Origin of the sequence: Solibacillus sp. FSL R5-0449 (assembly GCF_037975215.1) — a bacterium.
Classification (GTDB): Bacteria; Bacillota; Bacilli; order Bacillales_A; family Planococcaceae; genus Solibacillus.
The window spans coordinates 2,568,439-2,593,585 of the sequence record NZ_CP150239.1; the positions used below are offsets into that span (position 1 = coordinate 2,568,439).

The following is a 25,147-nucleotide window of genomic DNA, read 5'->3' on the forward strand; positions in this document are numbered from 1 at the left end:
TTTATTCGGAGTTTGTTAAATATTTAGCCACATTTTATACACTTTTAATTTTTCCGTTGATAATAAACGAAGAAAGCGCTTTTTTTACAAATTTTGCTCAAAACTGACCAGATTCATCCATAAAAAAACATGCTCAATTTATTTTAGAATTAATTGAGCATGTCCTGCCTAGTGTCCAGATTGTTCGATCCAATCTTTCAACTTTTCCTTCAAAATTTGAAAGCCGTCCGCATCCACTTCATCAACCCGATCTTGCAAAGTTCGCCGTGGCGGCATATCCCTTTTTCGGTGAAACGGTACTTCCTGCAATTCGCGTATTGATAAACTTATTTTTTTTTGATCCGTATCCACATCCAGAACTTTAACTTGTATTTCATCCCCGACGGATAAAAAATCACTTACATCCTTTACAAAACCGTATGTGATTTCAGAAATATGCACAAGTCCCTGCGTATATTCATCTAAAGCAACAAAAGCTCCGTATGGTTGAATTCCTGTCACTTTACCCGTTAGCACGTCACCCACTTCAATTTTTTTTGCCATACTTTGTTCCTACCTTCTTTTCGTATATACGTAAATGTCATGTTAAATTATAACATATGAGACGGGCTGTAACAAAGAATCGCTTTAATCTAGCATTTTCTAGGCATTAAATAAGAGTCCAGTTAAAAAAATGTGAAAATTTTCTCTCTTTCGATTTACACTTCCGATAAATTCACAAAACTTTTTGCTAAATACGGGATTCGTGCTGTAAAATGAGTACTTGCATATATATGAGGAGGTTTTGTTTTGTCATCTAGAGATCAATTTACATCTAAGATAGGATTCATACTTGCGGCAGCAGGAAGCGCAATCGGTCTTGGCGCGATTTGGAAGTTCCCCTATATGGCGGGTACGAATGGCGGTAGTGTATTTATTATTTTATTTGTTCTATGTACAGTTTTAATTGGCTTGCCGATTTTAATTGCAGAATTTATGATTGGACGACGCGGTCAAAAAGATCCGATTACATCATTTAAAGAGCAGGCTCCAAATAAACCGTGGTTTATGATCGGCTGGATTGGCCTAGTAGCATGCGGATTAATATTATCCTTCTATAGTGTTGTAGGTGGTTGGATATTGAGTTATATACTTCGGGCAATTAGTTTTTCACTTACGGGACAAGGTGTTAACTTCGGGACTTTGTTTTCTGATATTATTGCGAACCCTTGGGAAGTGTTAATCGCACAAGCTACTTTCATGCTTTTAACATTATTCATAGTTCAAGCGGGGATTAAAAACGGGATTGAAACTGCAAGTAAGTGGATGATGCCGATTTTATTCTTGTTTTTCATTTTATTGTTTATCCGTTCGATTACATTGGATGGTGCGATGGAAGGCGTTAAGTTCATGTTCATACCAGACTGGTCATACATGAACGGCGATACGTTAATGTTGGCGTTAGGCCAAGCATTCTTCTCTCTTAGTATTGGAGTTGCGGCGATGATTACATACGCCTCATATTTATCCAAAAAAGAGAAGATTGTAACTTCTGCAGTTAATGTAGCGAGTATGAATATCGCGATTTCTCTATTGGCGGGTCTTGTTATCTTCCCTGCCGTATTCGCATTAGGCTTCTCTCCTACAGAAGGGCCTGGCTTAGTATTTATAATGATTCCAGCTGTTTTTGAGCAATTGCCGTTTGGCGGATTTTTATTGCTCGTATTTTTCATCTTGCTGTTGTTTGCGACAGTTACTTCAGCGATTGCATTGCTGGAAGTGGTCGTTTCCATAGGGATTCGGGAAAAAACAGCGCAGCGTAAGAAAGCCTCTTGGTTATTGGCAGCAATGATTTTTATCATCGGTATTCCTAGTGCTTTATCGTTCGGGATTTTATCGGATATCACCATTTTTGAACGTTCCATTTTTGACTTTGTTGATTATGTAACGAGCGCGATTTTAATGCCGATCGGTGCCTTTTTAACATCTATTTTTGCGGGATATTATTATTCGAAGAAAATTTCTCGTGAAGAAATGCAGGCATCACCTGTTGTTTATAATTGTTGGCTGTTTATAGTACGCTATGTAGCACCACTTTCAATTGCAGCTATCTTTATTAATAAAGTTTTCTTTAGTTAATTAAAAAAACTTGTTCGATATGAAATTCGGGCAAGTTTTTTTATTTTTACAATTAAGGGACCTAATAAGCTATTGTTCATATGATAGTAAACATACGGGGAGGAGATGGGAAATGAAATTGCAGTTTCAGGAACAGTTAAAATCTTTACGTTCGGAAAAGAATTTATCAATAGAAGAGCTTTCATTACGAACACAAGTAAGTACGGAAAAACTGACAGCCTACGAAAACGGTGAGCAAATTCCTTCAACCCAAACCATTTTAATTTTATCGACTGTTCTGGAAGTACCGGTTTCTAACTTAATCGATGGATTACATTAAAATGCGGGCGACCTCAATCTACAGGTCGCCTGCATTTTTATATAATACACTTCGCTTCGAATTTTACGGCAATTAATTTATATGCGATGGCAACACATTGCTCAAAAGGTATCCATTGTTCAAAGGAGTATTCGTAAACTCTTTGAATGACTTTTGCCAATGTTGTTGGATCGTCAATATTTTGAAGCGCAGCGACAACATCTGCCGTTTCAGTTGCATAACTTTCGGAACCGTAGTTAAAAGGATCCCACTGCTCCAATAAATGTACACATTTTTGATTCATTTCAATATTATCCATTTGATTCACCTAACTACCTCTTATAATAGTTAGTATGATACCATAATCTGAAAGAAAGCATAAGAAAAGAGGGTTCAAATGTCTATTTTTAATAAAGTTCATGAGCGTCGCAGTTCCGCATCTGTAAAATGGGATATGATGAATGTCGTTTACAATTTGAAAGATACAACTGAATTACTGCCGATGTGGGTAGCAGATATGGACTTCCCTCCACCTGCTGCTTTATCAGACGCGTTAAAGGCTCGATTGGAGCATCCTATCTTCGGCTACACTTTTGCCGACAATGTTGTAAAAAATGCGATTGTTCACTGGTATGATACGCGCCATCGATGGTCGATCGATCCAAATTCGATTATTTTCCAGCCGGGTGTTGTGCCGGCAATCGCGACAATTATCGAAACTTTTACAGAGGTTGGCGATAAAATCGGAATGTCCACACCGGCATACCCGCCATTCACAAACGTACCGGCGGCTCAGAAACGTGAAGTCGTGACATGTGAATTAACCGAACAAAACGGTCATTATACGATGGATTTTGAGAAGCTTGAAGAAATATTCCGCGCCGGTATTAAACTGTTTGTTTTATGTAATCCGCATAATCCTATCGGTATTGTATGGAGTCCCGAAGAGCTGGAACAGTTAGTTGCATTATGCATCCAATATGACGTGTATCTTTTATCTGATGAAATCCACGCTGATATTTCAATTCAAAAATCGTATACACCTGTCTTAACATTAGCCAATGCTAACGAGGCAAAAATCATCACATGTATTGCGCCAACGAAAACATTCAATATTGCCGGAATTCATGCTGCTATGATCGTTGCACCGGACAAAAAATTATATACAGCAATCGAGAAAAATACACAGGCACACGGCAACTTAGGTTTAAATACTTTTGCTTCGACTGCTGTAAAAGCTGTCTATACAGAAGGGGCACCGTGGTTGGACGAGCTTCTTAGTTATTTGAAAAACAATATGGAATATGTCGTAAAAGAATTGAATGTTATTGAAGGCATTCATGTAGAAGTTCCTGATGCAACATACTTAATGTGGATAGACTACCGCAAAACAGGAATAGAAGAAAAGGAACTGATGGCACGCCTTCTTTCGGTAGGAAAAGTTGCGTTAGATCCGGGGACAAAATATGGTGAAGCAGGAAGAGGCTTCTTGCGCATCAATGTTGCTTGTCCATTTGAACTATTGCAAGATGGGGTTGAACGCATAAAACGAACGATGGCTACATTCGAATAATCAAACAAAAGGGGCAGCCGGAATAATCACTCCGGACTGCCCCTTCTTCTATAACATGTTTTTGATTATTGTTTTTATTCTTCCTTAATGGTTTCTTTAGCGATACGAGCATCACGTTCTTTTAATGCGCGTTCCTCTAAAATTTTAGCCTGTGCAGCCTGACGAGCAGCGATACGGCGGACGAACCGGAATGTAAAAAAAACAATAATCAGTAGTATTGCGAATTCAATTGCAGCGGGAAGATACAATGACTTGTCTTCCGGGAAATACAAAAAGCCACCAGAGAAATTCATTAAAAATTGGTTCACTTGCCCACACGTCCTTTAATAATTAGTCAATTACAGTGATTGACTCAATCTTAACATCTTCTTTAGGCTTATCGTGCATATTTCGGTCAACTTTAACAATATTGTCAACAACATCCATACCTTCAACTACTTGGCCAAATACTGTATGCTTTCCGTCTAACCATGGTGTACCGCCGTTTTGTTTGTAAAACTCCACTTCTTCTTTAGACCAGCCGCGCACTTCCATTTGTTTTAGCATAGATACTTCAACTTGAGGTGCTTGAACGATGAAGAACTGAGATCCATTAGTACCAGGACCCGCATTGGCCATTGATAATGCGCCACGAATGTTCATTAATTCAGGTACACACTCATCTTCGAATGTACCGCCCCAAATAGACTCGCCGCCCATACCAGTACCAGTTGGGTCGCCACCTTGTACCATGAAGTTTGGAATTACACGGTGGAAAATAATACCGTTATAATAACCTGATTTTGCATGCCCTAAAAAGTTTTCAACTGTTTTTGGTGCGTGCTCCGGGAATAATTTAATTTTGATTGAACCCATAGTTGTGTTCATTTCTACCATTACTTCACCTGGATTTAATTCTTTCGATAATTGTGGAAACATTTTTGTCTCTCCTTTAAATAAATTGTGGAATGGATGGGTATAGGTATAGAAACCAAACTTCCCCTTTAATACCAAGTCCAAGTTTACCATAACTCTAATATTTTAAGCCAATATCTTGTGAAGAACTTCCTTCGTATTCCGAAATAAGTTATACTAAATAATTAAAAAGGAAGAAAGTGATAAATTGAAGAAAAATATGAGACATAATTTCATCATCATTTTAATAGCAAACTTTATTGTTGCGGCTTCTGTTACGATGATCATGCCGTTTTTGTCTTTATATATTGATACGCTCGGCGACTTTACAGATAGCTATGTCCAGACATGGGCCGGAATCATCTTTGCTGCAACATTTATTACAGCATTTTTAATGTCACCGATTTGGGGGCGAATTGCCGACAAATATGGGTACAAGCCTATTATGATCATCAACTGCTTCGGGGTTGGGTTAAGTATCTTTTTAATGGGTTATGTTCAAAATGTCGAGCAATTCTTTGTACTCAGGCTTGCGATGGGTGTTGTAACCGGCTTTATCCCTACTTCCATTGCGTTCATAAGTAAGCATACTCCGAAAGAAGTAGCAGGAAAAACACTCGGGACATTGCAGATGGGCAGTGTTGGTGGGACATTATTCGGTCCAGTAATCGGCGGATTGATGGCGGATACTTTTGGTTTTCAGTACACGTTCCTCATCACAGCAGTCACAATTACAATTGCGGCGATTATTATTATTTTCGGTATTCATGAGCCGGCCATTATTCGGAAAGTTAAAAATGAGATTTATTCACGGAGAAATGTCATATGGGCTATTTTCCATCATCGCCTCATCTTAAATGTAATGTTCGTAACGTCACTCATTCAAATCGGGAACTTTAGTATTCAGCCACTGCTGTCCCTTTACGTATCTGAACTGACCCCTTCTCAGGAAGTTGCTATGCTCGCCGGTATTACCTTTAGTGCTGCCGGTCTAGGTAACATATGTTTCGCGAGATTTTGGGGGAAATTGGCCGACCATTATGGATATGAACGAATTTTATCGTACTTGTTAGTCCTTGCCGTCGTTTTCATCATTCCACAGGCTTTCGTTACAGATTTATGGCAGCTTATCATTTTACGATTCTTGTTCGGTATTATATCCGGCGGTCTCATTCCGATTACTTCGGCTCTTATTCGCCGTGAAGCACCGGTTGAAGTGCAAGGCGAAATTATGGGCTACAACCAGAGTTTCCGTTTCCTTGGCAATATCATCGGACCGGTATTAGGCGGAGTGGTAGCAAGCTTTGGCGGAATTCATTCCGTATTTTATACGACCGGCCTACTATTTTTAATCGGCTTTGTCATTATGTCCTTCTTGAAAAAGCTTCCGACGCAGTACATGGACGAGATGTTAAAAAAACATGCTTAAATGTTCAATGTATATATGGTATCCTTTAAAAAACAACAGATGATCACGCTTCTAACGTTTTCATTTTGTTGTTTTTTGTCTGGACAATTTTAATGAATATCCTATTTGGGGGCCAATTATCCATGAAACAACTTTTCGGCTACATTGTCATTTTATGTAGCATTCCTTTACTTCTACTAATCGGGAATGCGGCCTGGAAAGAACTTGCGAAAGCGGAGCAGCATGAACAATTAATCAAGCAGTCGATCAAGCTCCCTGAAGTAACTTCCACATCGCCCATTACGTTATACGATGCAAACAACAAAATCTTCAGTGAAGAATATACTGAATGGTCACAGCCACTTGCGCTGGATGAAGTCCCTGAAATTGCTAAGCAGCTGTTTATATTCAGTGAAGATGAAAGTTTTTATGAACATATAGGCTTTGATGTGAGTGCAATCGCCCGTGCCCTCATTGCAAATAAATCGGAGCAGTCCATTCAGCAAGGCGGTTCCACTATTACACAACAGCTTGTCCGAATGCGTTATTTAACAACGGACAAAACATATGAGCGGAAACTGATGGAGCTTTTTTACGCCTACGAAATTGAGAAAACTTATTCAAAAGACGAAATCTTTGAGATGTATTTAAATGAAATGTATTTCAGCAATCAAGTATATGGCATTGGAGCAGCGGCAACTTATTACTTCAATCGTCCTTTGTCAAAATTGTCCATACCCGAAATTGCTTTTATATCGGCGATTCCGAACAATCCCTCATTATACGACCCGTCTGTGCACTTTAACAATACAAAAAGCAGGCAGGAACGGTTACTCGATAAACTGACAGAGCATGGGGTTATTACAGCTGAGGAAGCAATAACGTATAAAAAAGAACCGATTCAATTGACGATTAAACAAAAAGCACAGCAGTATCCGAGCTACAGTACATACGTTTTAGAGGAACTGAAATGGCTCATTGCCGAACAAACAGGTTACCGCGAAAAAATCGACAACACTTCCGATAAGATGGAAAAGGAATTTCTACAGCTGGAGCTGAAGAAAAAAACGGACGCCATTTTACGTCAAGGTGTCCATGTATATACAGCACTGCAGCCTGAGAAACAACGACAGGATGAAACGGCTATTAACCGGATTTTACCGAAGACCGACTTACAGGCAAGTGCAACGATTATTGATAATGAAACACGTGAAGTGATCAGTATATTTGGTGGTAAAAATTATCGGAAGCATGATTTGCACCGTGCTTTTCAATCTCCGAGACAGCCGGGTTCTGCATTTAAGCCGATCAGTGTGTTTGCCCCTTACTTTGAAGAAACATCCGCTACACCTTATTCAATCGTAAATGGCGGGCCGTACTGTGTAGGAAATTTCTGTCCTGATAATTATGGACGTATCTGGTACAACAATATAACTGTGGAAACAGCTTTCAAAAACAGTGTTAATACAAGTGCTTTACGACTGTTTAATGCTGTAGGGGTTGAAACAGCATTCCGTTATATTAACCGGTTCGGTTTTGAATCGATCATAGAAAAAGACCGCACATTTGCCGCAGCTCTGGGCGGGTTAACATACGGGGTGACTTCACTGGAAATGGCCGATGCTTACTCCAGTTTTGTCGACGGCTATTATGTACCTGCTCATAGCATTCGTAAAGTAACTGATTTAAATGGAGAAACGATTTTTAGCTGGCCGCGCAAACGGGAGGAAATATGGTCTGCATCGACTACAAAAACGATGCGCAGCCTTTTGAATGAAACGGTGGCTACCGGAACAGGGAGAGGCCTTTATAGCGCATCCGGCTATATTGGGGCCAAGACCGGAACGACAAACGAATTCAAAGATTATTGGGTTGCCGGATTGACAAATGACTATACAGCAGCCGTTTGGATTGGCTATGATCAGCCCCGTTCAATGGAAGCGATCGAACGCGCAAAAATTCATTTTGCTATATTTAATGCGATAACAGAATAAAAAAAGCTTGTTAGTTTTAAATAGCGCACCTCCCCCGCTAAAATCCTAACAAGCTTTTTTTATACTATGCGAACGGCAAGCTCGCAAGAATTCCGTTGTACAGCTTAATAACTGCATAGATCACGAGAGCCAATAACAGGAACCAGGTAAGTACTTCATAAAAGATTAATCCGATCACACCTGGAATGGACATATACTGACTCTTTTTATAAACGTTGTAAATAAAATAACAAAAAATCGTAAAAATAAAAATGCCGACTAAGATCGGTAAGGATTGGCTCCCAATTATTGAAGCAAATGCTCCAAAAAAGAAGATGACATATCCACCGCGTGCAGCATGAATCGTTTGCCCTTCTTTATCTTTTGAGAAGAACAGCATTCCAAGCTCATGAATCGTCTCCCCGATCAGCTTTAATGCTGAAAAAATCATGAAAAATAGTAATACAAATACAATCAGTAATACAAAGCGCAGCTCCAGATCCGATAAAAATTCACGCATCCCATTATAGACACCGATTGCATGAAGCAGTTGTAGCGATTCTGATATGGCTAACATACTGAACGAAAAACTAAATAATATAATTGTAATGAATGGTAAGTAGCCATACAAATAAGGATTTTTCATCATCTTGTTCCCTCAAAACTCGTAATATTTCTTTTCCTCATCATAGCTAACAATGAGGAGACGAGCAAGCCTCTCCTTCACTACTTACCGCATTCTTACCAGTAGCGTCTCGGATAGCGCGGATAATAAGGTGGATAGTAGTAATTAGGCGGATACGGTTGATAATACGGCGGATATGGTCCGTATCGATTATTATTCAGTGACCCCCCTAAAAATCCTCCTAAAAAGCTCCCTAAAAAAGGAACCCCAAACGGATATCCGAATCCAAAACCTGGATTATAGTAACGATTGCGATTAACCATGTTCATGTCCTCCTCCCTTATGAATAGTGTATTCATAATTATGAGAGCCGCTAGTCACCCGCCTAAAAATGAAAAAGATGCCTTGCAAGTTTTTTCCTCGCAAAGCATCTCTTTAATAATTAGTTATCGCGTAATTCTACCAGTGTTGCTAAAGTACGAACCATGGCACCTGTACCGCCTTTTGGTCCCAATGCATGCGGTGCATCCGCATCAGAAGTCCCTGCAATATCAAGGTGAACCCAAGGAGTTCCTTCCGCAAATTCTCCAACGAAGCCACCGCCGAAAATCATATGGCCGTCACGACCCGGAGAGTTGTTTAAATCTGCCACTTCCGATTTACGGATACGCTTTTTATCGCTTTCTGTTAATGGTAAACGCCATACGAACTCACCTGTTTCAAGTGCCGCACCCATAAACTCTTCAAAGAATTCTTCGTTATTTGTTAAAGCGCCTGTTTTATCTTTGCCCAACGCAACGATTACTCCACCCGTTAATGTCGCTACATCGATTAAATAGTTTGCTCCTTGCTGCTTCGCATAAGTCATAGCATCCGCCAATACTAAACGGCCTTCCGCATCTGTATTTAATACTTCAACTGTTTTGCCATTGTACATTGTAATAACATCATCCGGCTTGAATGCTTCACCTGATACCATATTGTCTGTAGATCCGATTACGGCAACAACATTTTGTTTCGGGCGAGTTTCACCGATAATGCGCATCGCACCAAGAACAGCAGCTGCTCCGCCCATATCGCCTTTCATGCCGACCATGCCTTCACGCGGTTTTAATGAGTAACCGCCTGTATCGTACGTTACACCTTTTCCGACAAAGCCGATTACATCTTCCCATTCCGGTTTCCCTTTATACTTCAATGTAATTAAACGCGGCTCTTCTACAGAACCTTTATTGACAGATAAAATACCGCCCATACCCAGTTCTTCCATTTGTGCTTTGTTTAAAATTTCAACTTCTAATCCATAAATATTCGCAAGCTCTGTTGCGTAATCCGCCAAATCACTTGCTGTCAGTAAATTAGGAGGCAAGTTGATTAATGTACGCGCTTCGTTTACCGCATCCGCATAAATTTTCCCTACTTCGAAATTACCGATCACATCTTCCATATTCGCTTCTGTAACAAATTGAATTTGATCAAAATATATGTTCGGCTCATTTGAAGAAGTTTTATAATTTTGTACTGAATAATAGCCTAAATTTAAACCTTCACCAGCTAAGTAAGCCACTTCCGATTCTTCCAGCTGATCTGTTGTAAAAGATTCTACCCAAACTGCCACATCGCCTACTTTTGCCGCTTTCAGTTCTTTACCTACTGCTGCAAATACTTCACGTAATTCGTTCGCTGTTATATTTTTGCGTTCACCTAGGCCGACAAAGTATATACGTTTAAGTGAAGAGTGGTTGCCCGAATACGGTAATTTCGTAATCTTTTTTGTATCTGATGAAATTTCACCTGCATGAAGCCATGTGTCAATAACATCTCCATAAAATTCAGTAAACGCTGACCAGTTTTTCATTTGTTCACGATGTTTTTGTACTCCGATAATCAATGTTTCAGAAGTTTGTGATTCAAACGTTTTTGCTGTTGATTCAATATTCATAGTTAAAAACCTCCTAAAGTATAGTTTCATTATATACAAATTCTTTTAATTCGGGTATCGAAACATCCAATAATTTTTATTTTTCTGCAAGTTTAAATTCAAACGATTATAGGGAAAATGATATAATTATAGCAATGAGGAGAAAGTAGGTGTAATTATCGAACTTCTACAAAATACGCCGCTTTGGCTTGGGGTTTTTGCAATTGTTTTTGCACAGATCCTAAAAGTACCGATCCATTTTATTGTAACGAAAAAAGTGGATTGGAGCTTGCTGACATCTACCGGCGGAATGCCAAGTTCCCACTCTGCAGCTGTAACAAGTGTTGCTACTGCAGTCGGTATTGAGACAGGATTTGATTCACCGACTTTTGCTGTTGCAGCTATGTTGGCCGGAATTGTCATGTACGATGCAAGCCATGTACGCTTTCAGGCTGGACAACACGCGGCCGTTTTAAACGAACTGCGCCACGATCTCCGCTTGTTTTTTGATGAAATTAAACGCTGGCCGGAAATGAATGAACAAGAAAAAATCGAGGATTTAAAAACATTATTAGGTCACAAAAAAAGTGAAGTGTTCATCGGGGGATTGGCAGGAATTGTTTTTGCAGCTTTATGGTACACCATTCAAGTGTTATAAAAAAAGGGGATGTTAAAGGCTAAACCGGCTTTTAACATCCCCTTAATTCTGTTGCAGACACCTTGCAGAAGTAAACTAAAACATGCGATATCCTGCTTTTCGCAGTGCTATCATAACAAAGCCGGATACGATTGCCCCGGCAAAGCCACCAGCCAAGATAACGATATCCACAATCTGTAATGCCTGAATTTTGTCGCTTAAAGCCGGAAATGCTGTCCCTGCCTTAAAAAAATAATCCAAAAAGCTTACTTCATCGATGATAAAAATTACGACAACCGGATAGACAATAGCCATTAACCATGTCATCCGCAATAACATATTCAATAAAAAGCCGATCCCGAAAAACATGACAAAAAATAATACGACGGAAATAATTACTTGTACTAACGAAACATCATTCATGTTATGTATACCCCCATTAATCTATCATAATTTTACATGATATAACGGGTGCTTTCAATTCAACATCCAAAATAACGTATAGAATACTAATATTGTAAGAAATCCTTCATAACGTAAATCGCTTATTTTTTGAAAAATAGATGGTATTCGCTATAGCCGAACACGTCCCCCGGGTTCACCCCTTCAATAATCGGGTGAATATGTTGTGCTGCGTGCTGGTTAGCCATTTCTCTGAGCATAACCGATGACAGTTCATGGTGAATAATTTCACTCGGTGCCATCCAGCATGCTTCGCCGATTTCTCTTTCCTGCAATGTAAAAGGCTGATCATCATCTACCGGCTTACAATAAAAAATCGCCATATTATCACTAATATCATTCAGGATGACGCCGGAACGAAAACCGACAAGTCCCTTTACTTCACAGAGAATCCCCGTCTCTTCCAGCACTTCACGCACAGCAGCCGTTGTAACGGTTTCAGCTGGCTGAACAAATCCGGCCGGTAAAGACCATGCTCCTTTTAGTCCTCCATATGTTTTTTTCACGAGCAGCCATTCCCCTGCTGAATTTTCAACAATCGCGGCAACTCCAAGCCAAACTTTTCCTCGATCCTTTTTCATAAATAACATTCCCCCTTTGCTGTGATAGTAATTGACTTCATACTCCACTGATTAGAAACTACTTAATTGTTGCTTCCCGTTAATACGGTGTAAAAAAACTTGCAAAGGAAGCGTTACACATTCGTTTGCAAGTTTGAAGTTCGTTTATATAAATTTGAATTTGCCTTTTTTCAATGTTAAGCCGACACCGCCGACTAAATACAATGCGCGGTCATCAACGACTTTCTTTAATGCCGATGCTGGCTTGCCGGTAAATTTACGGCCGAATGCTGTTCCAATAGCATCTTCTTGACCTAATGAACAAACAGCACCTTTATCATCGTAAGCAAACACTTCCGTCGGCTCATCATTCATTAAATGCTTAATATTTTTGGCGATGATTTCACCTTGCTGCATCGCAATCTGAGCTGTTGGCGGATAAGGTCTGCCTGCTTCCGCATTCAGTAAAAATGCACAGTCCCCTACGACAAAGACATCGTCAAAGCCTGGTGCGCGCATATCTTCACGGACCGCAATACGTGCGCGGTTCGATTCAATACCGGAAGACTCGATTAATGCATTTCCTCGGACTCCCGCTGCCCATACAACAGTACCTGCTTTAATGAATTCCGTGTTTTCTTCATCTTTTTTAATGTTCACACCTTCTGCTGTCGCTTCCACAATCGGTGTGCCGATAGAAAATTCCACACCCTTTTTACGCAGCTGTTCCTGCGCATAATCGACCAACTCCGGATCAAAACCAGGTAATACAGTCGGTGCTGCTTCTACACAAAGAAGACGCACTTTTTCTTGAGGAATATCAAATTCTCTGCAAAGCTCAGGAATTCGGTTACCGAGCTCTCCTAAAAATTCTATGCCTGTAAAGCCGGCACCGCCTACGACAATCGTAAGTTTACTGTCGTCTTTCACTTCATCCAATGTCCAGGAAGCAAACTGATATTCAATATGCTCACGGACCTGACGTGCAGTATTAATATTCGTCAATGATAATGCGTGTTCCTTCAGACCAGGAATGCCGAATGTTTCCCCTTCGAAACCTAAGCCGATCACTAAATAATCGTACGAGAACTCACCAGCTGATGTTTCTACTTTCTTTGTATTGGCATCAATGTTTTCTACATTCGCAATGACGAACGTTACATTGTGATTAATAACTTTTGAAATCGGATAACGGGCTTTATCCGGAGAAATCGTACCAGCCCCTACTTCATGCAGCCATGTTGTTTCATAATGATAGTCGTTTTTGTTCACTAAAATAATTTCTGCTTCATTTGTATTGATTAATTTTTGGAGATTTACAATTGTTGTTAATCCTCCATACCCTGCGCCTAATACTAAAATAGTCGGTCTTTTCATTCAATCAAACCCCTTCATTTTAATGAACCGGCGCTATAAATCTATTTGCCATTTTTATAGAGCGCCAGCAAACGGTAATTTACTGAAATACTAACATAATAGTAGCGTTTTTCCTGCGTGATTTCAAACATATGGATATTAATCGTTTCGTCAATTTACAATGTTATGTTCATATAAATAATCGTATTTAATATCGATAAACAAAAACTCTTCGTTTGAAATAGCCATTGAATACGTACGTGTCAATTCGCCTGTTTCAATGTCACTGTAAACGGAAGACAACTCGCCTTTATTGTCTTTTGTCATTTTAATAATGTTCAACAGGAAGTATGGTCGCCAGCTCCAGTTTTTGCCGATGATCTCTTCTTGCTTTTCCCATTTCCCCTCGTTCCAGCGGATATTCGGGGATGTCTGGAAACCATTGCTGTCACAAATATAAATACGAAATGCACATTTTTCCAAAGCATTTGCCAGCTGCATCATTTTATCAATCTGTGAAGTGGATGGATTGATTTGCTCAACTGTTGAACAAATCGTCCGTTCAAGACGTTTCATTTCTTCATACTTTTGAAGAAGGAGTTTCTTTTCCGTTGCAATAAACTGTTCACAATCTTTGCGAAAGCGTTCTTTTAAAGCATCGCGTACTTGCAGCTCTTTATGCGGCAGTTGCAAATAAGGTCCTTTAAAATAACGGGTACCGTTTTTCCATCCGTGCTGTAATTGGTACACTGTTTCAATATTTTCGACTAATAATTGCGTCCCCATCTTTACGGCAAGTGTTCGAATTGTTGAAAACGCATGGTTTTGCGCTCCCCATAAATTATAGTTCAACTGGGCGACGTTGATTTTAAGGATAGCCGGTTCAAGCAGTAAAATATTTTCAAGCTGGGTTTGCGGACCGACATCTGCCAAAGCAATTTTGATGCCATATGTTTTAATATAGCGAATTAAATGCTGCAGCTGATTCAGCTCTCCTTCATAAAGATGTTCCGTCATGACAAGGGTAATGTTTGGGAGGTTCGATTCGGCAACTGTTTCTTTCAGCATCGTAAAATAACTTTCCCCAAAATCCAGTAAAAGCAGTTCGGGGTTGCATGGAATATACAAGCCAACATCGTCAATCAAATGAGCAACATTTTGCAATGATCGGGAAACAAAAATTTGCTCAATTTCTGCTCTAATATCTGCTGGTACGTCTTTTTCATATGTAAATTGCTCAATATTGATCGGTTCATTTTCATTTTCACTTTCCACTTGGCCTATCGCTTCATAAGCCACAATGCGATGACCATCTGCACTATAGATTGGCTCATATAAAATTTCGATTTGATCTAACTTATCCAGTAACTCTAAAACACTCATTTAAAAAGCCCCCTAGCAGTATGGTAATAAATCTATAATAATTCAATCCTTATAATAATACAAAACCAACCGATAAAACATAGTTATTTTATAGGAAATATAAGTTTTAAAATTAAGATAATTTATTTTTTCTATGAAAAGGTCGATTTTATATAAAAACCTTTAACGGCAGTACACCGCTAAAGGTTTCAACATTAGTTATATTTTATTCACAGTGCAGTCAAGCTGCCTAAATTAATTAAAGTTTAAACTCACCAACTAATGCATTGAGTTCTTCCGCCAAATCGGCAAGATGTTTCGAACTGCCTGCTACTTCCTCCATAATACTGCTCGTTTGTTGAACAGATGCTGCTGTTTGTTCGATGCCGGCAGCGGATTCCTCGGAGACCGATGCAACTTCTTCAACGGACCCATTCATCACTTGTGTACTGGCTGTAATTTCCGATAAGTTTTGGCCGATCGTTGTAATACTATTTACCATTTCTTTTACAGCACTACTAATCCCTTCGAAAGTTTCACCTGTTGATTCAATTTGGATTTTTCCTTGCTCGACTTCTTTATAGCCCGTTTGCAGTGAGTCAGAAACAAAAAAAGTTTCCTTTTGAATATTGTCCACAATCCCCGTAATATCTGTTACAGAATTAGATACTTGCTCAGCCAGCTTCCTTACCTCATCAGCAACTACAGCAAATCCTTTACCGTGTTCTCCAGCTCTTGCAGCTTCAATTGCAGCATTTAAAGCAAGGAGATTCGTCTGATCGGCTACATCTTTAATGACCGTCACTAAATTGGATATTTCCTGTGACTGCTTATCTAATCCGGCAACCTTTTTTACTGATTCATTTACAATGGCATGGATTTTTTCCATCTGCTGAATTGATTTTTTCATTAGTTCAGATCCGTCATTGGTCATACTTAATACGTCTTTTGAATTCTCCTCTATCCGTAACCCATTCTCATTCGCATCATGGACTCTTTCAACAAACGTATTCATCACCGATGCCAGTTCACTCGCATTATGAGCCTGTGTTTCCGAACCTGCAGCCAATTCTTGCATAGTAGATGCCACTTGCTCCGATCCCAACCTTACTTCATCGGCCGATTGTGATAGTTCTTCACTTTGGCTCGTTAATAACTCTGAAGTATCGGCAACTTTTTTCATCGAATTTTTAAGATTTTTATGTAATAGATTGATGGCATCCGCCAATTTGCCTATTTCGTCTTTTGATTTAACTAACAGCAGTTCTTTCGTTAAATCACCATTGGCCAAATACCCCATCTGTTCAGTAACTTTAATGATTGGCTTAGTAATTAAATTAGTGTAGAACCAAATAATGATTACCCCTAGAATAATTGAAATCCCCATAACAATAAGAATAATTGTCAACAACTCTGTAGCAGGCTGATTAAAATCCATCATATAGGTACTGGCAGTTACTACCCAGTCCCAGTTTGGATCTACTTTTGAATAGGAAACCTTCTCCTCAATTTGCTCTTTATTATTTGGCAATGCGGAATTATAAAAAGTAAACCCACCGCCGTTATTTGCTGTTTTAATCATCTCTTGAGCGAATTTCACACCGTTCTCATCCACATCATCCCATGCACTCGCACCCTCTTTAGATGGATGCGCTATACGGGTTCCATCTTGACTATAAACAATCATATAGCCGTTTTCCCCAAGATCGATTGAAGAGTTTATAGGTCGAACGCCATCCCCATTCTTTTCGCCTAAAATAATCTCCTTTACTTTCTCTTGAGCACTTTCAAGTGGAATATTCCCTTTTTCAACTTCCGTATTATAAGCATCTATTGTAGCAAGTGTAAATTCAACACTGTTTTGCAAGTTTGTTTTACCTAATTTCTCTAAGCTGGTAGAGCTTTTCTGGTAACTTGTCATTCCAATTACAATCATCGGCACAATCAAAAGTAAAATAGAAATAACAATTAACTTTGATTTAATGGAAGAGTTAGATTTAGACCTGGATTTAGATTGTTTTTTCATTATTATACACCCCTTGTATTCATATATTTGGTTACTGAAACTAATTAACCTATATAATTATAGAGTTAATGAACTATTACTCACGATAGAATAGAGTATAAATAACTTCCCCACAACTACAAAATATAGATAAAAGTACTAGTTTTAATTCCCGAATGTCATTTTACCCCAACTTTTTACTTAATCCAACATATTTTTACAGAATTTACTCTTTCAGTAGTTTATTTTGTTTTTTCACACACAAAAAAAGCCTCTTTGATTTGTCATGTTTATTAACATCACAAATCAAAGAGACTCGTTATTCACAATCCATTATTCACATGGTTGCTCTACTGCCGGACGTGCTGCTGCTTTAAAGCTTGTGCCGCATCCGCATGAAGCAAGTGCGTTCGGGTTGTCGATTGTGAAACCGCCGCCCATTAATGATTGTTTAAAATCAATTTTCGTTCCTTGTAAAATGCCCGCATCTTCTTCAGATACGATAATTTGAATGCCATGTTGGTTGTCAACAAAGTCATCGTCATTAATTGTTTGTTCAAATGCCATACCATATGAAAGACCACTGCAACCTCCGCCTTTTACTGCTACACGCAGGCTCGCATTTTCTTCTTCGTTATGAACCATCATTTCTTTGACTTGAAATGAGGCCGCTTCTGTTAAAATGATTACTTGTTTTTCACTTGCCATTCCAGTCACCTACTTTCTTTTATTAATCATAACAATTGTAAAAGCTATCTGACAACAAAACTGCTCTACCTGATTATATTCCTGTGTTGCCTAAAAAGGGATAAGGATAAAATACCTAAAAAATTCACACAAATTCAGTAAATTACTCACACTTATTTAAATTTCCTTGCTATAATAAGGGAACATATTTAAACGAAAGGTATGAAACTTTATGGAAATTTCCCCATATTACGAAAAGACAGTGAACTGTATTCATTGCAAGAAAAGTTTTTCAACACTTAAAGTTCGTACCAAATCCATAAAAATTGAACATACAGCATCCGATTTTCAGCCGGTCTATACAGACAATAACGTAAATGCATTATATTATAATGTTTTTGTCTGTCAGCATTGCGGGTTTTCATTTACTGAAGACTTCAGTAAAAATTTTGCTCCAGGTGTGCAAGAACAAATCAATGAAAAAATTTGCAGTCATTGGGTACCGCACAGTTTCAGTAAAGAGCGTACTGTTTTCGAAGCAATTCAAACCTATAAGCTCGCGTTGTTTTGTGCAACGATCAAAAAAGAAAAATTCGTCATTACTTCCGGCTTGGCATTGCGCCTGGCTTGGTTATATCGGTCAATAAAAAATGATATACAGGAACAGCGCTTTTTAAAGTTGGCCCGTGATCATTACATGGAAAGCTATTCTACGGAAGATTATGCAGGTACATCGATGTCGGATGTACGGATTGTATACATGGTTGCTGAACTGTCTCGTCGCATCGGAGATTATGAAAATGCAACACGTTTCTTTTCACGTGTAATTGAAAGCCAGCGTGTAGGCGGTGAAGCCAAACTTGTTAATATGGCTAAAGAACAATGGGAATTAGTTCGTGAAGCACGCGGTAAAATCGCCCTATAAAAGAGAGCTGCCAAGGAAGCAATACTTTCTTGGCAGCTCTTTTAATTTAAATTAGAAAACTTGTTCTACTTCAAGGATACCTGGCACTTCTTCTAAAAGTGCACGTTCGATACCTGCTTTTAATGTGATTGTAGAACTTGGGCAGCTACCGCATGCGCCTAGTAAACGCAATTTCACGATACCATCTTCAATATCTACCAATTCACAGTCCCCGCCGTCTCGTAATAAGAACGGACGTAATTTATCTAAAACTTCTTGTACTTGTGCATATTGTTCTGTTTCTGTCATTTTGCTCGACTCCCTTCATTAAAATCATTATAATGTGAAGGAGCAAAAAAATCCATTATTGAATAACGAAAGGTTGGAATTCCTATGTCACAATCTCATCCAGTTATAGAAGTATTCGGCGCTGACATCATCTGTGCCAGCTGTGTAAATGCACCATCTTCCAAAGATACATACGAATGGCTCCAAGCTGCAATTTCACGAAAATATCCGGAACAGCCGTTTACGATCCGCTATATCGATATTGAAGGTGTAATTGATAATGAACGTGATCAAGATTACGCAAACCGTATTCAAGAAGATGAATTTTTCTACCCTTTAGTGCTAGTCAATGATGAAGTAGTTGGTGAAGGCTATGTGCAGATTAAGCCTGTTTTTACAGCGCTTGAATCAGCGGGCTTCGTACCAACTGAAGAGTAAATTATAACATAAACAAAAAATTCAATTTTCTCCTCGAGGAAATTGAATTTTTTTGTTTAAAGTCAAATTGCTTCCATTGCTTGGACACCCAATTTTAGTTTTCGTTTTGCTTTTTATAGTACCAAAGCAGACCCGACTTCATAAGGCGTGCAATGCGTCCTGTTACCGTTGTATCAGCCAGATGAACGAAACCTTGCTTTTTACCAAGGGAGCCCATAAAGCCTTTCATTTTGATCTCTGAAAGCTTTTCTGGAAGTGGCTCGCCTTTCCAGCGCATTTTTAGAACTTTCACGATACGTTCGCCTTGTTCTTCTGCCAATTGCGCTGTTGGAGGTAGATGTGAAGAAGCACAGTCTCCAACTACAAATACGTTTTCATCCCCAACTACATGATAATGATCCGTAATGATCGGACGATTGAATTTATCCTTTTCAACATCCAGTTCACGAACGATTTTCACAGGCTGTACACCAGCTGTCCATACGATTACATCCGCTTCAATTACTTCATCGTGATTGTATAAACGACCTTCTTCAACGCGAGTAATATTCGATTCCGCAATTACATCTACGTTGTGTTTAATAAACCAAGACTTAATATACTCACTTAGCTTTTCCGGGAAATCACGTAAAATACGGTGTGAGCGGTCAAATAATTTAATTTTTAAATCCGAACGACTTTCACGCAATTCACTTGCAAGCTCGATTCCTGACAGACCTGCACCAATAATGGCAACAGTCGAACCTGGAGCCAATCCGCATACTTTTTCAAATGTTCTACGTGATTTGGCGATTGTTTGAATACTATATGTGAATTCATCGGCACCCGGCACTCCATGATACTTATCAATACAGCCTAAGCCAATAACAAGCTGATCATAAGAAAGCTCCCCGCCGTCACCCAGGTAAATTTTTTTATCTTCACGGTCGATGCGTACTACTTCTCCGTAAACGCATTTTAATCGTTCATGTTCCGGGAACGCAACACGAACTTCCTTATCTGTTGATGTACCCGCAGCAAGTGCATAAAATTCTGTTTTCAAACTATGGAATGGTGTACGGTCTACCAATGTAATCTCTACATCTGCTGGTAAGCTTGGTAATAGACGAAGTAAAATTCGCATATTTCCGTAGCCGCCACCCAATAATACTAACTTTTGCATAGCATATTCCCTCATATCTGTAAGTAATCAATTAAGAAGCTCCATACCTCAAAATTGTGTTCTCAAAGTTTCCATAAGTATTATAACTGTTTGTGATAAGTTTCACAATATATTAAACGATATTTTGTGAATTTATTCACATAAGTTTTTTATTACCCTATTTTATCTATTTTGGTTCAATTAAAGTATATTCAAACATGTTGTGAAAGATATTAAATCGGAGAAATTGACGTTCGCTGCAAAAAAAAGTAGGATTGCTAATAGTGAGGTGACAACATGTTAAATCCATTAGTCGAATTTTGCATCAGCAACTTAGCAAATGGTGCGCAACAAACATATGAACAACTGGAGCAAGATCCTGATATTGATGTATTAGAATATGGCTGCCTAAGCTACTGTACGAAATGTGCCGAAAACTTTTATGCCGTTGTGAACGGAGATATCGTTGAAGCGGACACTCCAGAAGAGCTGACAAAGTGCATTTATAAATATATAGAAGAAAATCCGATGTGGTAAATGACCCACATCGGATTTTTTCTTTATTTGATAAGTTCCATCAAATTTTCTACACAATATGTTGGCAGCTTTGCTTGCTGTTTTACGATTTCAGTAGAAGTAACGCCCGTATTGACATGAATCGTATCACAGCCGAAGTTTATACCACATAAAATATCGGTATCATAGTTGTCCCCGACCATGACCATTTCACTCTTTTCATAGTGATGCTCTTCAGCAATGATCTGCAGCATGACCGGTGACGGTTTCCCTACGAAGGTCGGTGTCACACCGGCTACAGTTGCTACTAACTGAACAAATGACCCATTGCCGGGAGTAAAACCGGTTTCATTCGGAAATTTAATATCTCCATTTGTTCCAATAAGCTTTGCGCCATTTTGAACATAGTTACATGCTTTTACAAGCTTCTCATAGGAGATCTGACGGTCAATCCCCATTACAAGAACATCGCTCTGCTCATCGGTAATCTCTAATCCTTGCTCGATTAAAGCCGTGCGAATGCCAAGTTCACCGACAACATTCACTTTATTATTTGCACTCATCTTAGCCACGTAAGCTGCAGTTGCAAGTGAGCTTGAATAAATATGATCAAGCGGTGCATCTACACCCATATCTTGTAAAACCTGCTGCAGTCTTTCGCGGGTTTTCGATGAATTGTTCGTTAAATAATAAGGCTCGATTCCGTTATCCTGCAGTAGGCGAACAAATTTCACGGCAGAGTCGATCGCTTCACTCCCCCGGTAGATTGTCCCATCCAAATCAAAGCAATACGCTTTATATGGAAACATTATGCCTGGTCCTCTGGTAAAAATGCTGAAACCGGTCCCAATTCATTCGTTAAGTAATCGTGAACTTTTGGTGAGAATTGCTTTAATATATTTAAGTTTGCTGTTAATACATTTAAAATTTCTTCACTATCTACAGCGATAAATTCACGAACGATCATTTTGCGTAAGCCGACAACCGCTTTTAATGGTGCATCCATCTCTTCTGTAATTACTTTTTCATCAACGAAAATATCGATAATGTCTTCGTAGCTTCCAGGATCACGCATAATAAAGCCGTCAATCACCAAGTTCCCTACATCCATCATCGCTTCCATTACATTATGGCCGATACGTTGTAATGCCAGCTTATGAATATCATCTGCCAACCAGTTCTCAGTCGATTCAAAAATCGCCAGTAACTCGTCCAAGTGTGCTAAGTTGTTTGTAATTTTATTTCTATCTACGAAGTACATAGATAAAGCCTCCATTCAATCAATAAAAGTTGATAGTGTTTTCCTATATATAGTACCATATTCTATAGAGATGGAAGGGGTACAAAACAAAATGGAACGATTTTTCTTATATGATGATGTAGAAGATACAAAAACGCGCTTCGTCAGCTTTGCAGGAAAGACTCAGCGTTATGATTTAGCCATATTGCAAAGTAGTCGCTTTTTCGGAAAAGTGCTTGTTCTTGATATCCAGTTCGGACGTTTTGCTATTATCGGAGCGGATGATGTGGAGGAGCCGGGTTACCTGGAGCATGTATATAACCGTACAGAAGAAGAGACGGTCGATTTACGTGAATATTTACGTGAACTATTAAGCTAAAAAAGAGGGGGCGCTATACGACGCCTCCTCTTTTGTACGTTATTCAGCTGATTCAACCGGCTCTTCTGCCTCAGTTTGTTGTGCAACTATTTGTTCTTTCTTTTGCTCTTGTGCACGGCCTGTTTTTCGCAGTATAAAATAGGCGCATCCAAAATTACAATATTCGTATAAATAGTCTTGAATCGTACTAATTTTTGTATCAAACGTAGATTTTTGATTTTTATCGTCAAAAAATCCTTTTAAACGTAGTTGACCGTATCCCCAGTCCCCTACAATATAATCATATTTCGATAAAATATCTGAGTATCGTGCGATAAAAGCATCTTCTTGAAAACCTTCCCGCACATTTTCGATCACTTCATAAGCATACCCATCTGCAATAATCAAACTAGACACCACCTATCTATTTCCATGTTAATGAATATTGAACATGAAAGCAATATTCACAACAAATTTTGTAGGTAAATATGGTGAAATTAGCTATAGTCCGTCTTTCGGCGAGTAGTATGATGCCCGCACAAATAAGTTAAACGTCTATTTTCTACAATGTAACACTTGATTGTTTTGCTGCATTCACTTGTTCATCTGCATGGTAACTACTGCGCACTAATGGACCTGCCTCACAATGGCTGAAGCCTTTTTCCATAGCGATTTTACGCAACTTTCCAAACTCGATTGGAGAGTAATATTTTTTTACCGGCAAATGTTTTTTTGTCGGCTGTAAATATTGGCCGATTGTCATAATATCTACATTGTTTGCACGCAGATCATCCATTACTTCATAGATTTCTTCTAATGTTTCTCCTAAACCAATCATTAAAGATGATTTGGTAGGAATATTCGGCTGCATTTCTTTTGCTCTGCGTAAAAATTCCAGTGAACGGTCGTATGTCGCTTTTGCCCGAACACGTGGAGTCAGACTGCGTACTGTTTCGATATTATGGTTTAAAATGTCCGGCTTAGCGTCCATTAATATGCGTAAACTTTCTTCACGGCCGCTTAAATCGGATGGTAGTACTTCAACAGAAGTTAACGGGCTTTTGCGTCGGATTGCACGTACTGTTTCTGCCAATACTTCCGCGCCCCCGTCTTTCAGGTCATCACGCGCTACCATTGTAATAACAACATGCTTTAAATTCATTAACGCAACAGAATCTGCTACGCGCTCTGGTTCAGCCAAGTCCAATTCATTAGGCAAACCTGTTTTAACTGCACAGAAACGACATGCACGCGTACATACAGAACCTAAAATCATCATCGTTGCTGTACGACGCTCACCCCAGCATTCGTGAATATTCGGGCAGCGAGCTTCCTCACATACCGTATGCAAATTATTGTCCCGCATTAATTTTTTCAGTGCTTTGTATTCGTCATTCGTATTTAGCTTAATTTTTAGCCACTCCGGTTTACGCAAGTGTTCTTCCCTAGGATTAGTTGGTTTACAAGATGTCATATCATTTACTCCCCTCACTCAAATGCTACGATGTTCTGATGTCAGAGTATCATATTAACCAATTTCCAACAACAGAGTATTCTTATAATTTGAATTTATCATAATTAAGTTACTATTCATAAGGGATTGGTACTTCGATAGACGGCTGTGCTCCTTCACCTGCACTATAAATATGCGGCACTGTTCCTCTTACTAAACCAATGGCTATCGGGATTTTCTGTTCTACTGCCGCTGATTTGCTGGCAAATGGCACGATAATTTGAACATTCACGCCAATGAGTAAATTCACTTCCACAATTGCATTGTTTATACCAAATTCACTTACTGTTGATTCCACATTGCTGCTTACATTCCCAATAATATGAAAGCGAATCGGTATTTTCGGCCCTAAATTCCCGATAATCGGAAGGTTTAAAGCCTGCCCTAACGGAACGAAAAACACGATTCCGTCCCCGGCTTCCATTTTTCCAACGTCATATTCTACATTTTCCAAATTCGGCAAATGCGATAAATCTCCATTTTCGGCCTGCTCTAAATATTCTTTTACTAATGCTGTTGTTTCTGCCCGTACTTGGTTAATGATTTCCGTATTGAATTTTGTCGTAATCATATCGTCTGATTGGGTCGGTAAATCAACGATGACATCATTTACATCTAACACACTTGATGTCCTTGAATTAATTGCTTTACTCACAACATATGAGGCTACTTTAAATGTTTGGACTTCAGCGTACTGTAAATAGGTTGGCATTAATCTATCGTTAATTACATATATACTAAAACAAACCATACCGATAATACTGACGATAACGACTGTTACGGCATTATGCATTTTGCCCCTTCTTCTGCCATAGGAATTCCACTTTCTTTTACGAAAACGCAAAAAAAATCCTCCTTCCCATAAAATAT

Annotated in this window: 29 protein-coding genes and 1 pseudogene; 10 read left to right on the forward strand and 20 right to left on the reverse strand. The window is 39.0% G+C overall.

Translation table 11 applies throughout. The features are described from left to right. Positions 1-168 precede the first annotated feature (168 nt). A complete protein-coding gene (gene yugI, locus MKY27_RS12925; RefSeq protein ID WP_339172779.1) occupies positions 169-543 on the reverse strand; it encodes a S1 domain-containing post-transcriptional regulator GSP13 in 375 nt (124 codons plus the stop codon). 246 nt (positions 544-789) lie between these two features. Between yugI and MKY27_RS12930 the strand changes: the two genes are divergently transcribed. After that, a complete protein-coding gene (locus MKY27_RS12930) occupies positions 790-2,118 on the forward strand; it encodes a sodium-dependent transporter (protein ID WP_339195525.1) in 1,329 nt (442 codons plus the stop codon). A 112-nt stretch (positions 2,119-2,230) separates the two neighbouring features. Next, a complete protein-coding gene (locus tag MKY27_RS12935; RefSeq protein WP_339172783.1) occupies positions 2,231-2,437 on the forward strand; it encodes a helix-turn-helix transcriptional regulator in 207 nt (68 codons plus the stop codon). Between the two features lie 37 nt (positions 2,438-2,474). On the opposite strand, the gene MKY27_RS12940 is transcribed toward MKY27_RS12935, so the two are convergent. After that, positions 2,475-2,735, reverse strand: a complete 261-nt coding sequence (locus MKY27_RS12940; protein ID WP_339176635.1) for a DUF1871 family protein — start codon at positions 2,733-2,735, stop codon at positions 2,475-2,477. Between the two features lie 78 nt (positions 2,736-2,813). Here MKY27_RS12940 and MKY27_RS12945 point away from each other — a divergent pair, with 78 nt between their 5' ends. Beyond that, positions 2,814-3,989 (forward strand): MalY/PatB family protein, encoded by a 1,176-nt coding sequence (locus MKY27_RS12945; protein WP_339195526.1) that lies wholly within the window; start codon positions 2,814-2,816, stop codon positions 3,987-3,989. A gap of 74 nt (positions 3,990-4,063) precedes the next feature. On the opposite strand, the gene MKY27_RS12950 is transcribed toward MKY27_RS12945, so the two are convergent. Then, positions 4,064-4,297 (reverse strand): hypothetical protein, encoded by a 234-nt coding sequence (locus MKY27_RS12950; RefSeq protein ID WP_339172788.1) that lies wholly within the window; start codon positions 4,295-4,297, stop codon positions 4,064-4,066. A 22-nt stretch (positions 4,298-4,319) separates the two neighbouring features. Beyond that, positions 4,320-4,907 (reverse strand): peptidylprolyl isomerase, encoded by a 588-nt coding sequence (locus MKY27_RS12955; RefSeq protein WP_079524164.1) that lies wholly within the window; start codon positions 4,905-4,907, stop codon positions 4,320-4,322. A gap of 196 nt (positions 4,908-5,103) precedes the next feature. On the opposite strand from MKY27_RS12955, the gene MKY27_RS12960 reads away from it, so the two are divergent. Both MKY27_RS12960 and MKY27_RS12965 read left to right on the forward strand, forming a co-directional pair. Further along, positions 5,104-6,312, forward strand: coding sequence for an MFS transporter (locus MKY27_RS12960; RefSeq protein ID WP_339199725.1), 1,209 nt, complete (start codon positions 5,104-5,106; stop codon positions 6,310-6,312). A gap of 122 nt (positions 6,313-6,434) precedes the next feature. Next, positions 6,435-8,285: a transglycosylase domain-containing protein gene (locus MKY27_RS12965; protein WP_339195528.1), complete on the forward strand. Its 1,851-nt coding sequence runs from the start codon at positions 6,435-6,437 to the stop codon at positions 8,283-8,285. 64 nt (positions 8,286-8,349) lie between these two features. On the opposite strand, the gene MKY27_RS12970 is transcribed toward MKY27_RS12965, so the two are convergent. The 3 genes from MKY27_RS12970 to MKY27_RS12980 all read right to left on the reverse strand — a co-directional run bounded on the left by MKY27_RS12970 (position 8,350) and on the right by MKY27_RS12980 (position 10,831). After that, entirely contained in the window at positions 8,350-8,910 is a 561-nt protein-coding gene (locus MKY27_RS12970) for a YufK family protein (protein ID WP_339176638.1), read from the reverse strand. A gap of 95 nt (positions 8,911-9,005) precedes the next feature. Continuing rightward, a complete protein-coding gene (locus tag MKY27_RS12975) occupies positions 9,006-9,212 on the reverse strand; it encodes a hypothetical protein (protein ID WP_339172795.1) in 207 nt (68 codons plus the stop codon). Between the two features lie 119 nt (positions 9,213-9,331). Beyond that, positions 9,332-10,831 (reverse strand): leucyl aminopeptidase, encoded by a 1,500-nt coding sequence (locus tag MKY27_RS12980; protein ID WP_339195530.1) that lies wholly within the window; start codon positions 10,829-10,831, stop codon positions 9,332-9,334. A gap of 157 nt (positions 10,832-10,988) precedes the next feature. On the opposite strand from MKY27_RS12980, the gene MKY27_RS12985 reads away from it, so the two are divergent. Then, entirely contained in the window at positions 10,989-11,468 is a 480-nt protein-coding gene (locus tag MKY27_RS12985) for a divergent PAP2 family protein (protein WP_079524169.1), read from the forward strand. Positions 11,469-11,543: 75 nt separating this feature from the next. Here the strand turns inward: MKY27_RS12985 and MKY27_RS12990 are convergent, their stop codons facing one another. The 6 genes from MKY27_RS12990 to MKY27_RS13015 all read right to left on the reverse strand — a co-directional run bounded on the left by MKY27_RS12990 (position 11,544) and on the right by MKY27_RS13015 (position 17,900). Next, positions 11,544-11,870 (reverse strand): YuiB family protein, encoded by a 327-nt coding sequence (locus MKY27_RS12990; protein WP_339172800.1) that lies wholly within the window; start codon positions 11,868-11,870, stop codon positions 11,544-11,546. Positions 11,871-11,992: 122 nt separating this feature from the next. After that, a complete protein-coding gene (locus MKY27_RS12995) occupies positions 11,993-12,490 on the reverse strand; it encodes an NUDIX hydrolase (RefSeq protein ID WP_339195533.1) in 498 nt (165 codons plus the stop codon). A 144-nt stretch (positions 12,491-12,634) separates the two neighbouring features. Then, on the reverse strand, positions 12,635-13,846 hold the full coding sequence (locus MKY27_RS13000; protein WP_339172803.1) for an NAD(P)/FAD-dependent oxidoreductase: 1,212 nt from the start codon (positions 13,844-13,846) through the stop codon (positions 12,635-12,637). A gap of 150 nt (positions 13,847-13,996) precedes the next feature. Continuing rightward, on the reverse strand, positions 13,997-15,208 hold the full coding sequence (locus MKY27_RS13005) for an EAL-associated domain-containing protein (RefSeq protein ID WP_339195536.1): 1,212 nt from the start codon (positions 15,206-15,208) through the stop codon (positions 13,997-13,999). Positions 15,209-15,446: 238 nt separating this feature from the next. Beyond that, complete coding sequence (locus MKY27_RS13010) at positions 15,447-17,213, reverse strand: methyl-accepting chemotaxis protein (RefSeq protein ID WP_339195538.1); 1,767 nt, start codon at positions 17,211-17,213, stop codon at positions 15,447-15,449. A 312-nt stretch (positions 17,214-17,525) separates the two neighbouring features. After that, positions 17,526-17,900: an iron-sulfur cluster assembly accessory protein gene (locus MKY27_RS13015; protein ID WP_079524175.1), complete on the reverse strand. Its 375-nt coding sequence runs from the start codon at positions 17,898-17,900 to the stop codon at positions 17,526-17,528. A 211-nt stretch (positions 17,901-18,111) separates the two neighbouring features. Here MKY27_RS13015 and MKY27_RS13020 point away from each other — a divergent pair, with 211 nt between their 5' ends. After that, positions 18,112-18,804 (forward strand): DUF2225 domain-containing protein, encoded by a 693-nt coding sequence (locus tag MKY27_RS13020; protein ID WP_339195542.1) that lies wholly within the window; start codon positions 18,112-18,114, stop codon positions 18,802-18,804. Between the two features lie 51 nt (positions 18,805-18,855). Here the strand turns inward: MKY27_RS13020 and MKY27_RS13025 are convergent. Next, positions 18,856-19,148, reverse strand: a pseudogene (locus tag MKY27_RS13025) (NifU family protein). A 28-nt stretch (positions 19,149-19,176) separates the two neighbouring features. On the opposite strand from MKY27_RS13025, the gene MKY27_RS13030 reads away from it, so the two are divergent. Continuing rightward, on the forward strand, positions 19,177-19,509 hold the full coding sequence (locus tag MKY27_RS13030) for a YuzD family protein (protein WP_008409039.1): 333 nt from the start codon (positions 19,177-19,179) through the stop codon (positions 19,507-19,509). A gap of 94 nt (positions 19,510-19,603) precedes the next feature. Here the strand turns inward: MKY27_RS13030 and MKY27_RS13035 are convergent, their stop codons facing one another. Then, complete coding sequence (locus MKY27_RS13035) at positions 19,604-20,671, reverse strand: NAD(P)/FAD-dependent oxidoreductase (RefSeq protein ID WP_339172818.1); 1,068 nt, start codon at positions 20,669-20,671, stop codon at positions 19,604-19,606. 276 nt (positions 20,672-20,947) lie between these two features. On the opposite strand from MKY27_RS13035, the gene MKY27_RS13040 reads away from it, so the two are divergent. After that, positions 20,948-21,187 carry a YuzB family protein gene (locus MKY27_RS13040; protein WP_339195545.1) on the forward strand — a complete coding sequence of 80 codons (240 nt, stop codon included), beginning with the start codon at positions 20,948-20,950 and terminating at the stop codon, positions 21,185-21,187. Positions 21,188-21,210: 23 nt separating this feature from the next. On the opposite strand, the gene MKY27_RS13045 is transcribed toward MKY27_RS13040, so the two are convergent. Beyond that, entirely contained in the window at positions 21,211-21,975 is a 765-nt protein-coding gene (locus MKY27_RS13045) for a TIGR01457 family HAD-type hydrolase (protein WP_339195548.1), read from the reverse strand. Then, a complete protein-coding gene (locus MKY27_RS13050) occupies positions 21,975-22,427 on the reverse strand; it encodes a DUF86 domain-containing protein (protein ID WP_339195550.1) in 453 nt (150 codons plus the stop codon). The genes MKY27_RS13045 and MKY27_RS13050 overlap by 1 nt, the downstream gene beginning before the upstream one ends. A gap of 91 nt (positions 22,428-22,518) precedes the next feature. On the opposite strand from MKY27_RS13050, the gene MKY27_RS13055 reads away from it, so the two are divergent. Continuing rightward, positions 22,519-22,785, forward strand: a complete 267-nt coding sequence (locus MKY27_RS13055; protein ID WP_339172824.1) for a DUF3055 domain-containing protein — start codon at positions 22,519-22,521, stop codon at positions 22,783-22,785. Between the two features lie 39 nt (positions 22,786-22,824). On the opposite strand, the gene MKY27_RS13060 is transcribed toward MKY27_RS13055, so the two are convergent. From MKY27_RS13060 to yunB, 3 genes are all read right to left on the reverse strand, one after another. Then, positions 22,825-23,172, reverse strand: coding sequence for a YutD family protein (locus tag MKY27_RS13060; RefSeq protein WP_339172826.1), 348 nt, complete (start codon positions 23,170-23,172; stop codon positions 22,825-22,827). 154 nt (positions 23,173-23,326) lie between these two features. Beyond that, on the reverse strand, positions 23,327-24,238 hold the full coding sequence (gene lipA / locus MKY27_RS13065) for a lipoyl synthase (protein ID WP_079524181.1): 912 nt from the start codon (positions 24,236-24,238) through the stop codon (positions 23,327-23,329). Positions 24,239-24,350: 112 nt separating this feature from the next. Further along, positions 24,351-25,121 (reverse strand): sporulation protein YunB, encoded by a 771-nt coding sequence (gene yunB, locus MKY27_RS13070; protein WP_339172831.1) that lies wholly within the window; start codon positions 25,119-25,121, stop codon positions 24,351-24,353. Between the last annotated feature and the right edge of the window lie 26 nt (positions 25,122-25,147).